The sequence below is a fragment of the Streptomyces sp. NPDC058691 genome (assembly GCF_042714775.1).
Taxonomy (GTDB): domain Bacteria; phylum Actinomycetota; class Actinomycetes; order Streptomycetales; family Streptomycetaceae; genus Actinacidiphila.
Genome location: NZ_JBHXSO010000060.1, coordinates 1 through 12,382, shown reverse-complemented (window position 1 = coordinate 12,382; position 12,382 = coordinate 1). Strand labels below are relative to the sequence as shown.

The 12,382-nt window shown below is 73.7% G+C and carries 11 protein-coding genes; 4 read left to right on the top strand and 7 right to left on the bottom strand.

The features are described from left to right. The first annotated feature begins 242 nt into the window (after window positions 1-242). Window positions 243-1,022 (top strand): DUF4097 family beta strand repeat-containing protein, encoded by a 780-nt coding sequence (locus ACFWVC_RS31695; RefSeq protein ID WP_384295371.1) that lies wholly within the window; start codon window positions 243-245, stop codon window positions 1,020-1,022. Between the two features lie 89 nt (window positions 1,023-1,111). Further along, window positions 1,112-2,356, top strand: coding sequence for a hypothetical protein (locus ACFWVC_RS31690; RefSeq protein ID WP_384295367.1), 1,245 nt, complete (start codon window positions 1,112-1,114; stop codon window positions 2,354-2,356). Between the two features lie 824 nt (window positions 2,357-3,180). Here ACFWVC_RS31690 and ACFWVC_RS31685 read toward each other — a convergent pair. From ACFWVC_RS31685 to ACFWVC_RS31675, 3 genes are all read right to left on the bottom strand, one after another. Next, the gene (locus tag ACFWVC_RS31685) at window positions 3,181-4,398 is read right to left on the bottom strand and encodes a phosphotransferase family protein (RefSeq protein ID WP_384295364.1); all 1,218 of its coding nucleotides are present in this window, start codon (window positions 4,396-4,398) and stop codon (window positions 3,181-3,183) included. 63 nt (window positions 4,399-4,461) lie between these two features. Further along, window positions 4,462-4,680, bottom strand: coding sequence for a zinc ribbon domain-containing protein (locus ACFWVC_RS31680; protein ID WP_384295362.1), 219 nt, complete (start codon window positions 4,678-4,680; stop codon window positions 4,462-4,464). A 20-nt stretch (window positions 4,681-4,700) separates the two neighbouring features. Next, window positions 4,701-5,360 (bottom strand): O-methyltransferase, encoded by a 660-nt coding sequence (locus tag ACFWVC_RS31675; RefSeq protein ID WP_384295359.1) that lies wholly within the window; start codon window positions 5,358-5,360, stop codon window positions 4,701-4,703. A gap of 23 nt (window positions 5,361-5,383) precedes the next feature. Between ACFWVC_RS31675 and ACFWVC_RS31670 the strand changes: the two genes are divergently transcribed. Next, a complete protein-coding gene (locus tag ACFWVC_RS31670) occupies window positions 5,384-6,019 on the top strand; it encodes a nucleoside/nucleotide kinase family protein (RefSeq protein ID WP_384295357.1) in 636 nt (211 codons plus the stop codon). On the opposite strand, the gene ACFWVC_RS31665 is transcribed toward ACFWVC_RS31670, so the two are convergent. The 3 genes from ACFWVC_RS31665 to ACFWVC_RS31655 are packed head-to-tail and all read right to left on the bottom strand — an operon-like array spanning window position 6,000 to window position 10,440. After that, window positions 6,000-6,824: an HAD family hydrolase gene (locus tag ACFWVC_RS31665; RefSeq protein WP_384295354.1), complete on the bottom strand. Its 825-nt coding sequence runs from the start codon at window positions 6,822-6,824 to the stop codon at window positions 6,000-6,002. The genes ACFWVC_RS31670 and ACFWVC_RS31665 overlap by 20 nt on opposite strands. After that, window positions 6,821-9,244: a phosphoribosyltransferase gene (locus ACFWVC_RS31660; RefSeq protein ID WP_384295352.1), complete on the bottom strand. Its 2,424-nt coding sequence runs from the start codon at window positions 9,242-9,244 to the stop codon at window positions 6,821-6,823. The genes ACFWVC_RS31665 and ACFWVC_RS31660 overlap by 4 nt, the downstream gene beginning before the upstream one ends. Before the next feature lie 29 nt (window positions 9,245-9,273). Further along, on the bottom strand, window positions 9,274-10,440 hold the full coding sequence (locus ACFWVC_RS31655) for an HpcH/HpaI aldolase/citrate lyase family protein (protein ID WP_384295349.1): 1,167 nt from the start codon (window positions 10,438-10,440) through the stop codon (window positions 9,274-9,276). A gap of 215 nt (window positions 10,441-10,655) precedes the next feature. Here ACFWVC_RS31655 and ACFWVC_RS31650 point away from each other — a divergent pair, with 215 nt between their 5' ends. After that, on the top strand, window positions 10,656-11,585 hold the full coding sequence (locus ACFWVC_RS31650; protein ID WP_384295346.1) for a TerD family protein: 930 nt from the start codon (window positions 10,656-10,658) through the stop codon (window positions 11,583-11,585). A gap of 25 nt (window positions 11,586-11,610) precedes the next feature. On the opposite strand, the gene ACFWVC_RS31645 is transcribed toward ACFWVC_RS31650, so the two are convergent. After that, on the bottom strand, window positions 11,611-12,342 hold the full coding sequence (locus tag ACFWVC_RS31645) for a Tellurium resistance (protein WP_384295493.1): 732 nt from the start codon (window positions 12,340-12,342) through the stop codon (window positions 11,611-11,613). Window positions 12,343-12,382: the final 40 nt, after the last annotated feature.

Genomic DNA, 12,382 nt, shown 5'->3' with positions numbered 1-12,382 from the left:
GCATGTCTGCTCCCTACTGTCTTGTCCTGCTGTCTTGTCGCTGGTGCTGAACGAGGGGCGCGGGGGCCGGGCCGGGGGCGGCCCCCCCCCCCCAGGGGGGGGCCGCGGGCCCGCCCCCCCGCGGCCCCCCCCCCCCGGCGCGCGCGGCCGTTGACCCCCGCGCCGGGCGGGGGTTTGCCCCACCCCGTATCCGGTGGGCGGCCTGATTCCGGCTCCGCGGCGCTCTCCGTACCGTCCTTGACATGACGGACACGACGCAACGCACACGCACTCTCAGGACCCTGACCGCCGCCGCCGGTGCGGTGGCACTCGCCATGACGGCCTCCGCGTGCGCGGACGCCTCCGACGACACCCGGCCCGAGAAGCGCGACTTCGCGCTCGCCGGGACCCGGCTGACCATCGACGCCGCTGACAGCTCGGTCGTGGTCAGGCCCGCCGACGTCAAGGACGTCGAGGTCACCCGCTGGTTCGACGGCTGGTCCGTGCTCGGCGACAGCCCCAAGGCGACCTGGTCGCTGAACGGCCACACCCTGAAATTCCGGGTCACGTGCCAGGGCCTGGTGCAGAACTGCTCCGCCCGCCACGAGGTGCTGGTGCCGCGCGGCGTGACCGTGACGGTGAACAACGGGGACGGCCGCGTGGAGGCCAGTGGCTTCGGCACGCCGCTCACGCTCACCACCAAGGACGGCTCCGTCCGGGTCCGGGATGTGACCGGCCCCCTGGAGCTGTCCAGCGGCGACGGCCGGATCGAGGCGACGGGCCTGGCCTCCCGCCGGGTCACCGCGCACACCTCGGACGGCTCGCTGACGCTGGCCTTCGTACAGGCCCCCGACAGCGTCGAGGCCGCCAGCGGCGACGGATCGGTGCGGGTGGCCCTTCCCGAGCAGAGCTACAAGGTCAGCGCGAGCTCCGGCGACGGGCACGTCCGCATCGCCGTGCCGCGCGACGACAGCAGCCACCGCACGGTCACGGTCCGGACCTCCGACGGATCGGTGAACGTCGTCGAGGCGGACGCCGGCTGACGCAACCGACCGGCCCGTGTATTCGTCCCTGCCGGGTGGGAGACTGGAGCGGACAACCACCGGCGGCGGACCTGCGGGAGAGGGCGACTGTGACGACGGCACGCTCGTGGTGGCGGCGTGGGGACAATCTGCGCGCCGACGCCCAGGCCGCGAAGGACGCCGCCGCGCAGGCTTTCTACGAACTCGACACGGCCCAGCGCGACCTCGTGATCTCCATAGAGACGGTCACCGCCGTGGACGACACCCCGGCCGCCCGGCGCGCCGTCGAGGACTTCCGGGCGCTGAGCGAGCGCATCGACCAGGTAAGCGCGGGCTACATCGCCGCCGTCGACGCCTACGACCTTGACCATGACGAACTGGACGCCTCGACCGCGGCCCGTGCCCGCACCGAGCTGACCCGCGCCAAGGACGAGCTGACCCGCGCCCGGACCGACCTGGACACCTTCACCCGGAACCTGACGCCGCTGCTGGAGAAGGCCGGGACCCAGCTCGCCCGCCTCGCGCCCGCCGTCGAGCGCGCCCGGCAGGCCCTGCTGGCCGCCTCCAACGCCCTGGACGCGGTACGCGCCGACGGGCTGCGCGCGGACGACCTGGCCGCCCGGCTCGCCGCGCTCGGCCCGGAGCTCACCAAGCTCAACCAGGGCGCCGGCCGGCACGGCGTCCAGGAGACCATCCGCCGCGCCGACGAGGTCCTGCGGACGGCGGAGACCATCCGCGCCGAGGCCGAACGGCTCCCCGAGCGGGCCCGCGAGATCGACAAGCGCCTCGTCTCGCTGCGCACCCGTACGCAGGCGCTGGCCACCCGCAGCGAGGGCGTCACACCGGTCCTCAGCGAGTTGCGGCGGCGGTTCTCCATGGCCTGCTGGGAGGACCTCCAGCAGGTCCCGCAGCGGGCCGCCGAGGCGGTCGGGCGCGCCGAGCAGAAACTGGTGGAGGCCACCAAGGCCCGCGAGGAGCAGCGCTGGCCGGACGCCACGGCGCTTCTGGCGACCGTGCGGGCGCAGCTCGACGACGCCGACGGCGCGGTCTCCGCGGCCGGGGACCGCCTGCGCCGGCTCAACGAGGTCAGCAAGGACCCCCAGGGCGAGATCGACCGCACCCGCTTCGCCCTCCGCGACGCCCAGCGCCTGGCCATGCAGGGGCGCACGACCCCCGAACCGCGGCACGCGCGCCCCCTGGACGACGCGGTCGCGCGCCTCGACCGCGCGGTCACCGGGTTGGAGGGCCGCCACCCGGACTGGTGGCACTTCCTTCTGGAGACGGCGGCCGTGCGGGATGCGGCGGCCCATGTCGTCACGGCGATCCGTGAGGACCGGGCGGGCGGCCGGCCCTAGCCCGGTGTTGCTGTGCGGGTAGGCTTTTTCCCCGCCCTCCCTCCCTCCCCCAACCTTCGGCCGGGGGTGCCCCCAGCCCTGTGAAGTCAGTGACCCCGGCGCGCGTTGCTGGTGGGTCGGGTGCGGGGCCTCCGGGGCTGGCCATTCTGGACAGCACATTTTGGTGCCTCGGGCACTCTCCGCTGGGCACTCCGGGTTGTGCACCCAAATATGCTCCACAGTCCAGAACGCCCACCCCTGCACCCCCGCCCCCTCGGTTTCGTCATGCGCCTGATCCCCAGTGGGGGGTATGGAGGCGGACCGGGGTGACCGCGGTTGCCTGGATCCCGCCATTGGCCTGCTAGGTCCTGCCCCAACATTCGGCCGGGGGGCCCGCTGTGGGCGCGACGTGGCAGCCGATGCCGTTGTGCGCTGCACCAAGGGGGCACGCGCCATTGACCGCGAGCCCTATCGAGGCCCCCAGGGGAGCGGAATGCGACGGCCTGCGGGGTTGTGTGTTGGCGGTGACGGCTGGGCGGCCGATGTGCCGCTGCACCAACCGTGGGCGCACGCCATGGCTGCCTTCTACCCCCCACTGGGGATCAGGCGCTCGTAACTACGGAGGGGGCGGGGGTGGAGGGGTGGGCGTTCTGGACTGTGGAGCATATTTGTGTGCGGTATCCGGGTCGGGATGGGATGGGCAGGTGCTGGAAACGCACGTAAATGTGCTGTCCAGAATGGCCAGCCCCGGAGGCCCCGACCCCGGCCCACCCCGCACGCGCGCCGGGCCGCACGGACTTCACAGGGCACCCGGGAGGGAGGGCGGGGGAGAAACCCACCCCGGATCAACCCCCCGCAAGCGCCGCGCGGATCTCGCCGGCCGGATCCCCCTCGTGGTACGCCCGTTCACTGGGCTCGATGTTGTCCAGGAACTCCTGGTAACGAACGGCGTACAGCAGATGCGCCAGCGGCGCGCCGACCGTGAGCGCGCGGCGCGGATCGGATCCGGGCACCAGCGCCGACCAGGCCTCGACCCAGGCGTCGGCGGCGTGCTCCCAGCTGCGGTCGTCCAGGAAGTCGCGCGGCCGCAGGCCGTCGAGCACCGGGTGGCCGAAGTGGCTGTCGGCGAAGTCGATCATCACGATGCGCCGTCCGTCGCTGCGCCAGTTCCCGGGGTGGAAGTCGCCGTGCACGACGGTGTGCGGCAGCCCGCAGGCGTCGAGTTCCGCGATCAGCGCGGGCAGCCGCGCGATCAGCCGGCGTGCCCCGGCCCGCTCCGCCGGGGTGAGGTCCCGGCCGGCCTCGCCGTCGAGCAGCCCTGGCAGCCGGTCGATCAGGGTGCCCGGGGTGAGGTCCCGCAGCCCCTGCGGAGCCGTCGCGGAGGCGATGGCGGCCTGGGCCGCCGCCAGCCGCCGCACGGCGGCGCTCGCGACGTCCGGCTCCGCCCTGTAGCAGTTCACGCCCTCCACGTGGCCGAGCAGCACCCGCCGCCGCGGCGTGTCGGCCGCCACCACGTCCGGGACGAACTCCCGGTCCCCGGCGGCGAAGAGGCGGATGACGGTGGCCTCGCAGGCGTTGAAGCGAGGGCTGGTGGTCTTCAGCCACACTGTGCGGCCGTCCTCCGGCGTCATGCGGAACACCCCGGAGAGGTTCCAGGTCCTGACCTGCTCGGCCGTGCCGCCGCCGAGCTCGCCGAACGCCCACGTCAAGGCGGACCACAGGCCCTCCGGCGTCGCCCAGTCCACGCGCAGGGCCGCCGGTCCCAGGAGGCCGTCGGTGCCCGCCCCGGCCGCGTCCTCGCGGAGCGCGCCGTCGCGGGGCCTGCGCAGTGCCTCCGCGTGGTAGGTCACCGACCCGTCGCGGCCCCCGTCGCCCCCGTGAGCGCGCAGCAGCCGGAGCACGACCACCGGCACGCCCAGCAGGGCCTCCAGATGCGCCACGATCTCCGTGACGTCGGACCACCACCGCGTCACGACCGGGAAGGGACCGGTCCCGCCGAGCCGTTCCCCGTCGTACGTCACCACGACATCGACCGTGCGCCCTGTTGCCTGCTGCTCCGTCACGCGGGCAGTGTCCCTCCCGCGGGCACGTGCCCGCGAGCGGTTATCGGCCGCTGCCGCGGTGGGTCAGCCGCAGCAACCGCCGCCGCAGCAACCCCCGCCGCCGGCCGGGCCGGTGGCGGCGCCCGCGGCGGAGGCGGTGCCGCCGACCGCGACGGCCGACAGGAGCTTGACCGTGTCGTCGTGCCCGGACGGGCACTGCGCCGGGGAGGAGGACTCGGCCATGGGCCGGTTCAGCTCGAAGGTGGTGCCGCAGGACCGGCAGCGGTATTCGTATCGGGGCATGAGCACAGGTTAGCCAGAGCTCAGCGCTTGCGCGCCAGGGTCAGCCCGTCGGCGACGGTCAGCAGCAGGGCCTCCACCCGGGTGTCGGCCGCGACGTGGTCGTTGAACTCCCGGATGGCCGCGGCGGCGCCGCCCGCGGCGGGGTCGGCCACCCGGCCGTGGAAGAGGGTGTTGTCGGCCGCGAGGACCGCGCCCGGCCGCATGCGGGGCACCAGTTCCTCCCAGTAGGCGATGTAGTTCTCCTTGTCGGCGTCCAGGTAGACCAGGTCGATCGCGGGCTGCTGGGGCAGCGCCCGGAGCGTGTCGAGCGCGGGCGCGATCCGCAGGTCGATGCGGTCCTCCACCCCCGCCTTGGCCCACGCCTCGCGGGCGACGGCGGTCCACTCCTCGGAGACGTCGCAGGCGAGCAGGCGCCCGCCTTCGGGCAGGGCCTGCGCCATGGACAGGGCGGAGAAGCCGGTGAAGGTGCCGACCTCCACGATGTCGCGGGCGCCGAGCAGCCGGACCAGGAAGGCCAGCAGCGGCCCCTGCTCCTGCGCGGACTGCATCCCCGCCGCGTCGCCGAAGCGGGCGTGGGTGATCTCGACCAGCTCGCGCTGGACGGGGTCCAGGGGCGGGTTGTGGTCCAGCACGTAGGCGTAGAGCTCGGGGGTCAGAGGGGGATTCTTGGTCTCGTTCACGGCTGCTCCTTAAGGTGACGGGCATGTACGTGGATGACGCCGTCGCCTTGGTGCCCAGCATGCCAGGCAGGCGGGTGCTGCTGGGCGTTGCCGGAGCTCCCGCCGCGGGCAAGTCGACCCTGGCCAGGTCGCTGGTGGACGGGGTGAACGCGCGGCTCGGCGCCGGCACGGCCGTGCACGTCCCGATGGACGGCTTCCACCTCGCCAACACCCAGCTGGACCGGCTGGGGCTGCGCGGGCGCAAGGGCGCGCCGGAGACCTTCGACGTGGACGGTTACGTCCATCTGCTGCGGCGGCTGCGCGCGCCGGGCGGCCGCACGGTCTACGCGCCGGACTTCGACCGGGCGCTGGACGAGCCGGTGGCGGCGGGCATCGCGGTGCCGGACGGCGCCCGGCTGGTGGTGACCGAGGGGAACTACCTCGCCGACGACGGCCCCGGCTGGCACGAGGTGCGGGACCTGCTGGACGAGCTGTGGTTCCTGGAGACCGAGCGGGCGGTGCGCGAGGAGCGGTTGCTCGCACGCCATGTGACGGGGGGTCGCACGGAGGACGAGGCGCGCGCCTTCATCGAGTCCAGTGAGCGGCCGAACGCGCTGCGCGTCGAGTCGACGCGCAGCGCGGCCACCCGCGTGCTGCGGATCAGCGGCGGGACACGCTGAGCATCCGGCGCAGGATCTCCTCGCCCGCCGCCGCGCCCGCCAGGGTGAGCGCGTCGATGTGCGGGGCGGTCCAGCCGGAGTCGGCGAGTTCGCCGTGGCCCGGGCGCCAGCCGGTGTGCGCGGCGAGCAGCAGGTCCGCGTCCAGGAGGGAGTCGCCGGCGGCCAGGACGTGCTCGGCGCCGGTGCGCCGGACGACCTCGGCCAGCGCGGCGGACTTGGTGAGCGGCCGGGGCACGGCGTAGATCTTGCGGCCCTGCAGCGACACCGTCCAGCCCCGCTCCTCGGCCCACTCGGCGAGCTCCTTCACCCAGTTCTCGGGCAGCAGGGAGCGCTCGACGACGAGGTAGACGAACAGGTCCTCGGCGACGCGCTCCTTGCGCAGCCAGGACTCGTCGGAGGTGCGCGCCATGTACGCCCGCACCTCGTCCAGCGGCGCGCACCCCTCGTCGAGGCGGCGGCGCATCTCGGCGTTCCACTCGTGGTCGGTGTGGCCCTTGACGAGGATGTGCCCGCCGTTGGCGCAGATCGCGTAACGCGGCACCGGGCCGGGCAGGTTGATGCGCCGGTACTGCTTGCGGGTACGGGTGGTCGCGGGGACGAACTCGGCGACCGCGGCCAGCTTCTGGAGCAGGCCGGCGGCGGTCTCGGTCATGAAGGACAGCGGCCGTCCCTCGTGGACCTCCACGCACAGCAGGCGGGGCGCGTCCTCGTCGGGTACGGTCAGGGCGAGCGCCGACGGGGAGTAGACGAGGGTGCGGTCGAGGTCGCTGGCGACGAGCGTGCGCTGGTCCGGACGCTGTTTCACTGGGCCGTCACGGCCTTTCCGTTGGTGCCTGTCGCGCCCCGGGTGAAGCGCGGGTGGATCAGCCCGACGCACGAGTACGGCAGGTCGTCCACCTCCTCCACCGGGACGCCCCGCTGCTCGGCGAGCAGCCGGATGTGGGCCAGGTCGGCGCCGGCTCCGCGGCGGGCGAGCACCCGCCAGGGCACGCGGCGCAGCAGGACCCGGGTGGTCTCGCCGACGCCGGGCTTGACCAGGTTGACGTCCCCGATGCCGTACTCCTCGCTGATCCGCTCCACGGCCTTCCAGCCCTCCCAGGTGGGGGTGCGGTCGGCGGCCTGGAGCTCCTTGAGGTCACGGGCCACGTCCTCGGCCACGTCGCCGAAGCGGGCGGCGACCGTGTCGAGGAAGAGGGTGGAGACGTCCGAACCGGCCAGCTCGCGGTAGAACTTCGCGCCGTGGAAGTCGTCCGGGCCGATCAGGTCGGAGCGCAGCACGGTGCGCGAGATCAGGCCGGAGACGGTGGAGTTGAGGCACGCGGACGGGATGAGGAAGTCGTCCCGGGTGCCGTAGGTGCGCACGCACGACCCCGGGTCGGCGAGCACCGCGATCTCCGGGTCGAAATCCCCGAAGGGGGCGACGGCGTCGGCCAGTTCGCGGGTGATGGCGCCCTTGCCGGTCCAGCCGTCCACGAAGACCACCCGGGCCGGGTCGTGGTGCTCGGCCAGCCAGCGCAGCGCGGTGGTGTCGATGCCGCGGCCGCGCACGATGGAGACCGCGTAGTGCGGCAGTTCCAGGCCGTGGGCGTGCCGGGCCCAGCGGCGCATCAGCACGCCGACGGGCGTGCCCGCGCGGGCCAGCGAGACCAGCACCGCGTCCGGGCCGCGCTCGGCGAGCACCAGGTCGGTGACGGCGCCGACGGCGCGGGCGATCCGGTCCGCGGACTCCTCCAGGGCGGCCCGGAACAGCTCCTGGTACTCCGTGCTCGGCTGGTACTCCTCGGGCAGCGACTCCGCGTAGTGCGCGCCGCCGCTCTGGATGGCCTCCTCGCGCTCCTCGGTCGGGGCCTCAAGCTCCACGTCGGACAGGTCCTTCAGCAGCCAGCCGACCTCCTCGGCGGCGTAGGAGGAGAACGCGGGGCCGCGCAGCGGCTCCGGGAGCCCTGCGGAGGTGCGGGGTTCGTACGAGGGCACCACGGTGAGCAGCAGCCTTTCTGTGTGGTCGGCGAGCCGCGCGAGCAGCCCTCGCGGGCCGTGCAGCGCGGGCGTGTCCGCCACGCTGTCCACGACCGCGACGATCGTGTCGAAGCCGGCGCCCGCGACGTTGTACGCGTAGCGCTCGCCGGGGCCGTCCGCGGGCGCGTCGTGGTCCGGGAAGACGATCCGGGTGCGGATCGCGTACCCGGGGTCGTCGACGGCGAGCACGGGCGAGCGCGTGGTGGTGGAGAAGCGGACCTCCGCGTGCGGCAGCGCCTCCTGAAGGGCTTGCGCGAGCCGCAGCGGGGCGTACATCAGCTCCTCGTTGCCGAGCACCAGGATCCGGCCGCCGCCCGTCGCGTCCTTCGCCCGCGCCGCCAGCGAGGCGGCCATCCCGGGCAGGGCGGCCTCCAGCCGTGCGCGGTGGGCGGGGGTGAAGCCGTGCCGACCGCCGTCGGGCACGCCGGCCGGCCAGTCGAGCGGGACGCGCTCCGGCCGCGGGCGGTCGCCGTCCGGTGCCGGATGCGCGGCCGGGGCGTCACCGCCGTGCTCGGCGACCAGTGCCCGGCCCCGTTCCAGCACGTCCTCGGGGAGGTCGACCCCGCCCGAGGCGAGGGCGATCAGGTCGACCTCGGCGCCCAGCTCGGCGGCGACGGCGGTGAGCCGTTCCCGGTCGGCGGGCGAGCGCATGTCGACCAGGGCCACCACCACGTACCGGTCCCGCGGGTAGCGGGCGTGCAGCGCGCGGATCGTGTTGAGCACGGTGCGGCCGGTGGAGAACTCGTCGTCGACCAGGACCAGCGGTCCGTCCCCGGCCAGCAGCGCGGGGTCCTCGGGCAGCAGCAGGTGGGAGGTGGCGTGGCTGTGCTCCTCCTCGAAGCCGCCGACCGGGGTCACGCCGGGCACCGGCCGCCGGGTGGAGTGGAGGTAGGGGGCCGCGCCGAGACCGTCGGCGACGGCGTGGCCGAGGCCGGTGGCGGTCTCGGCGTAGCCGAGCACGACCGCGCGCGCCGCCGCGCCGGCGCCGAGCAGTTCGCGCACGCGCACGCCGAGCCCGTGCCCGGCCGCGTAGACGGCCCCGGGCCGCTGCGGGACGTGCTTGCCCAGCACGTTGGAGACGAGCAGGTGCGCGCGCTTGGGGTTGCGCCGCAGGGCGAGGCCCAGCAGACCGCTCAGGCCCTCGCCGCGCAGGGCGATGCCGAGGCGGTCGGCGACCCACTGTCCGGACCAGACGGGCTCTGCTGCCATGGGGACGGCCCTTTCCCGGTGGGTGCCGGTCATGACGGCACGCACGCGGCGAGGAGCTCCACGAAGCTGGTCTCCTCCCGCGCCACGCCGAAGACCTCGGCACGCCGCACGGTGCGCTCGGCCCAGGCGCGGTGCGGCTTCACCTCGTTCATCTTGTTGGTGTAGGCCGACCGCAGGACGCCGCCGCCGCTGCGGTCCTCGTGGAGGATGTCCGCGGCGTCCGTCCACTCCTCGTGGGAGACGACGTTCAGCGCGTGCACGGGCTGCACGTGCGAGGGGTGGATGCAGGTCTTGCCCTGCAGTCCGTTGGCGCGGTCGAGTTCGATCTCGCGCAGCAGGCCGTCCATGTCGCGCTGGATGAGGGCGTCGCGCAGGTCGACGGCCTCGGGCACGAAGGGGCTGTGCCGCAGCAGCGGCTTGAACATGCGCTCGGAGTGCCGGAAGTACTCCCACACCGGGCCCGTGATCGTGAAGCCGGTGCCGTCCGCACGGCCGAGGACGTTGACGACGTCGGCGATGACCGAGGCCACGATGCGGACGTCGTAGGCGGTCATGTCCGGCGAGCGGCGCAGGCCGTAGGCGGAGCAGAAGTCGGTGACGCCCAGGCGCAGCGCGAGCACGCGTTCGCGGTACTTGTCGACGGTCCGCGCTATCCCGTACAGCGTCTCGGTGCGCGTCTCCAGGTGCATCAGCTGCGGCGACTCCAGCACCGGCATCGCGAAGAGCCGGCGGCCGCACATGGCCTCGGCGGCCGCGAGCGCCTCCAGGAAGGCGACGCCGGACTCCTCGGTGAACTTGGGGAGCACGAACCCGGACAACAGGCGCGCGGTGTCGCCGAGGCGGCGCACCAGGTCGGTGATCTGCTCCGGGGTGCGGACGCGGATGAAGAGCAGGGGCGGGTCGGCGTCCCCCATGCGGGCGGCGAGCGCGCCGAACTGGAGGACCAGGTTCTCCTCGCCGGCGGCGACCTCGCGGTCGTCTATCGAGTCCTCCAGGCACAGGACCATGGAGACCACACCGCGGGCGGACTGCTTGAGGACGTCCTCGGCCAGGCTCGGACGTGTGGCCGGGCTGTAGAGGGTGGCGCCCAGGGCGACGGCGAGCGTCGCGGCCGGGGAGTCGGCGGTGAACTCGCCGGGCTCCCGGTAGAAGAGTTCGTTCCGTACGTCCGGCGCGAGGTGCGCGAAGTGGCGCATGCGTTCCCCCGTGGCAGGTGGTGGATGGTGAGGCGGGAAGCGTCCCCCGACGCCGTGGCCGATTATCGTACGTGCGAGGTCATCTGGGTCGTTCCCGTAGTGCATGAAAATCAGGTAACCCCCTCGCGTCCGCAGCATGTCGGCCTGCCCGGGTCGGACGCCGCCGTCCTGCCCCGCGTTGTGACCGCGGCCCCCGGGAGGGCAGGATGACGGGCATGACGCAGGCGATGGTGAAGGGCTCGAACATCCCCGTACCGGCTTCGGGCGTACGGGCGGTACTGCGCTGGAGCCCGGGCGCGGGGATACCGGACGTCGACGCGTCGGCGCTGCTGGTCGGGACGGACGGGCGGGTGCGCTCGGACGAGGACTTCGTCTTCTACAACCAGCCCCGGCATCCGGCGGGCGTGGCACGGCACCTGCCCAAGCGCAGCGAGCCGGCCGGGCTGACGGACGCGGTGGAGGTGGACCTGTCCGCGCTCGACGAGAGCGTCGAGCGGGTGGTGATCGCGGCCTCCTCCGACGGCGGCCCCTTCGCGCTCGTCTCGGACCTGCGGGTGCTGCTGTACGACGCCTCCGTGGCGGCCGGCGCCGAGGGCGAGGCGCTGGCGGTCTTCGACGTCGTCCCGGACACCGGTGACGAGTCCGCGCTGATCTGCGGGGAGCTGTACCGGCGCTCCGGCGGCTGGAAGTTCCGCGCGCTGGGGCAGGGGTACGTGTCCGGGCTGGAAGGCCTGGCGACCGAGTTCGGGATCGCCGTGGACGAGGGCGACCTGGTCGAGACCCCGGCGCAGCAGCCGCGGCCGGACGGCGAGGTGACCTCGCTGCCGCAGCCGGTGCCGCCCACGGTCCCGGTGACCGCCGAACCGGAGGCGTACACCTTGCAGGCCCCGGCCCCGGCCCCGGCCACTCAGGCCACGCAGCCCGCGTACGGCTATCCGCAGCAGCCCCAGCCGACCGTGCCGGCCCCCGCCTACGGCTATCCGCAGCAGCCCCAGCCCACTGTGCCGGCCCCCGCCTACGGCTACCCGCCGCAGCAGCCGGCCGCCACGGCGGCCGCGCCCGCCCCGGCCTACGGGTATCCCCAGCCGCAGCAGGGCGTCACGCTGCCGCCCCAGGGCCCGCAGTTCCAGGAGGAGCGCCGCTGACCGCGGGCGGGCCGCGGGAGGGGCTTCACACCTTGCTCTTGTAGCCGCGGCCCCACTGCAGGCCCCAGCCGTACAGCCGGTCGAGTTCGGCCTGGAAGCCGTAGACGTACTTGACCTCGCGGCGCACGGTCAGGTCGCCCTTCTTGTTCTCGATGAGCACGACGGCGCAGGACCGGGCCTGAGGCTCGCGCTCGTTGAGCGGGATCTCGATGCGCGGCCCCGAGCTGGGGAAGATCTCCACCTTGGCGTGGGTGCGGTCGAAGGCCGGCGTGCCGTCGTAGATGTAGACGAAGACGAGCATGCGCTTGAGCTCGTCGCGCTTGTCGAGGTTGATGTAGAGCGTCTCGCCCGAGGAGCCGCCGAAGCGGTCGTCCCCGCTCATCTGGATGTACGGCGCCGCGTCCAGGTCGCCGAGGAAGTTGCCGAGCGGCTGGACGACGCCCTTGGTGCCGTCGGCGAGTTCGTACATGCAGGCCAGGTCGAGGTCCACGTTGACCATGGCGGGGCCGGCCGCCTGCACCGGCTCGGGCTTGAACAGGTGCATCTGGCGGCTCAGCCAGGAGCCGCCGCGCTGGTTCCAGCCGCCGGTGTCGGAGGTGCGCATCTGCCAGGACAGGTTGATCCGCAGATTGCCGACGGCCGCGCCCTGCTTGGTGAGCGAGACGACCTGGTTGCGCCGGGTGAGCTCGATGGTGTGCGCGTTCGCGAGGTCGAACTGCACGTTGAAGCCGCCGCTGGGCCGCAGAAAGTTCCACATGTGGGCTCCGCCCCTCCCCTGACGTACCGCCGCCCACCGC